General features: G+C 31.1%; 1 protein-coding gene. It reads left to right on the top strand.

Annotation, left to right across the window (positions count from 1 at the left end; genetic code table 11):
* A partial coding sequence (locus Q7V20_RS11110; protein WP_304790647.1) for a reverse transcriptase domain-containing protein occupies positions 1-2,330 on the top strand: 2,330 nt, incomplete at its 5' end.
* Positions 2,331-2,990 lie beyond the last annotated feature (660 nt).

Here is a 2,990-nt window from a genome sequence, read left to right as displayed (position 1 = left end):
AAAATGATATCATGTTTCACAAAGCAGCACTATGGTTCTGTTCACATACTGTTACATGGTACTTATCATTACTAAAACCGAATGGTATTCACAACCGTTCATCACATCATTTCTGTTTTCATGAAACATTGTTTCTTTCTAAAGGATTAAAGTTTATACCAACACCACGTACAACACCTATACAAACAATCGATCATGTACTAACACATGATTGGAAAGTGTTTGAACGAAGGCTACAACTACAATATATAGATCATTTACAACAAACAAATGAAATATATATAACTAGTATAAACGTACCTGCTCCTTATAAACCAACAATCACATGCATAGATGATATACACAAACTTACACAACAACAAGCACATACAATTACGCAACGTTGTAACAAGTTAAAAAGTAGACATACAACATCACGTGCATTAGAATGGTTTATGCAACAACATCCTATCACAAATCCATTATTTCATCAATATCTGAACATAACATTCTCCATGTTAAAATCTCAATTACAATCAAATGTACTTTATACACAAATGCAATCAATGAAACGTAATTGTACACAAACACAATATCGTTTTATACAGCAACTAAAGACAAACAACAACATTGTATGCATTCCTGCAGATAAAAATCTAGGACTTGCAATAGTAGATACAATATGGTATAACAATGAATGTACAACAATGCTATCAGATACAAAAACATACAAAGTAATATCACGATATAACTTTGAACAAACAGTATTGAACATATATAATCAGATCAACACAGTTGCAAAAAAATATAACAACTGGATACTATTATCAAAAGATGTACAATATCTAAAAAACGAAATAACAGTACAAGAATGCAAGGTACCTATATTTTATCTTTTAATAAAAATACATAAACCACAATTATGCGGACGACCAATCATTCCTTCTACTAAATGGATAACAACAGCAGCTTCAAGATTACTTGATCAACTACTAACACCTACACGTATTTTAATTCCCTGGTTACTAAAAGATACAAAAGCATTAGTAAACAAATTAGAACAACATCATATACAAGACAAAGATGGCATACTAATTAGTGCAGACATAACATCATTATATACAAACATATCAACAACTGATGGTATAAAAATGATGCATACGTTCTTAACGAAGTTTGCACAATGGGAATATAGTAAAATAAATATGGTGATAGAACTGTTAACAATAATAATGAATAACAACTATTTTCAATTCAATGGTACAATTTATCAACAAATAGATGGTACAGCAATGGGTACAAATGTAGCACCTGCATATGCAGACATATTTGTATTTATGCAAGAATATGAAATGGTGAATACATTATTAAAACAATCACATATCTATTTCTATTATAGGTTCTTAGATGATATTCTAATATATATGACAAAATCAAAACAGATAGTGGATGTGTTAAAACAATTCTTACGGAATGGTTTGCATAATAAACTTACTGTTAATCTTGTTGAAGATAATCATTCTGTTACCTATATGGATTTAGAAATATACAAAGGCAAAAGATTTTATGAGCAAGGTATATTTGATTTTAAAACACATCAAAAAGTAATGAATCTATATTTATATATACCATATAAATCATTTCATACTAATATGATGAAACAATCATTTATATATACTGAACTTATTAGGCATATTAGAAATTGTTCCAACATTCAAGATTACATTGAAGTAAGAAACAAATTCTATTATCGTTTACGTGATAGAGGTTATTTACCTGGTTTTTTAAAAGAAATATTCAATAATGTATACTATGAAGATAGAGATATATTTCTATTAAACAAACATTATAATACATCTGAATACTCTCATAAACCAAAATCTCATTTTCTATTACAAAAATGGAACAGAGAAATACAAAAACAAAACAATAACGCTATCAACAATAACAAAGATAATAATAATAATGATATGAAAAATGAAAAGAATAACAATAACAATAATCACAAATTAGTATTTGTTACACCTCATTCATCATTAACAAATTATTATCCAATACGTAAACATCTACTTACACATTGGGATGATATGCTTGGAAGTGATATGACAAAACCAATCATCGCTTATCAAAGCAACAAAAACCTATCATCTCTACTTACTGTAAATAGAAATTCAAAAAGTGCACAGTCAAACAACAACCAGGTGACACTCAAGCCTCAACTGTTTCTGACACCGCACACAAAGCCTAAATCAAAAGCCAAAGTGCAGAACAAAACTGGAACTAGCTCAAACGGTACTGGATCTACCAGACCTATTACGACCTACTTCCAGTGTTCACGGGATAAACAGTAAGACCTAGACCTAAGCATGCTAACCCTAACCGCCCATTGTTCTATATATATATATACAGAAATATATAGTCGCAGTTTAGACCTAACCCATTGCTTGCTTCAAAACACTCACAACCCTGTGTAATAGGTCCCTGTAGTCCCCCAGAACACCATACACCACATTTGTATCACATCCACAACTAGGTCAAACACACAAAAACCCTACTTGCACACTGTACATACAAATCAACATACATCGATGGAACACTTTCTCCCCGCATTACATCCACTCCCTTGTAACATATCGGCACACAATAAGTCCCACACACTACAAACACAACATTGGATCGTCATACGGGGTGTAATTGGGGTTAGTATACTATACCCTAACCCTAACCTCAAACAGACATCACGTTTCTCATAACCCTAGTCTGACTGCTTTTTGACTGCATTTTGACTGCTTTTTCTTTCGCTATCATTTTTACGCAGTTTCACATAGCAACGTTGTCACACATGTTTTCTTATACTATATACTCTCCCTTGCAGTTATATACGTATAATAGTACATGTTATATATAAGTCTATATTTATGTATGATACCTGAAGAAGCCTCTTGAAGGCGAAACTAGTCGTATCTATCACTATACATAAAAATACATATACTCTTTTATTATAAGACAAC

Origin of the sequence: Aquabacterium sp., from assembly GCF_030652515.1 — a bacterium.
In the GTDB taxonomy this organism is placed as follows: domain Bacteria; phylum Pseudomonadota; class Gammaproteobacteria; order Burkholderiales; family Burkholderiaceae_C; genus Aquabacterium.
The sequence above is the reverse complement of the archived record's forward strand: the minus strand, read 5'-3'. Positions and strand labels throughout refer to the sequence as shown.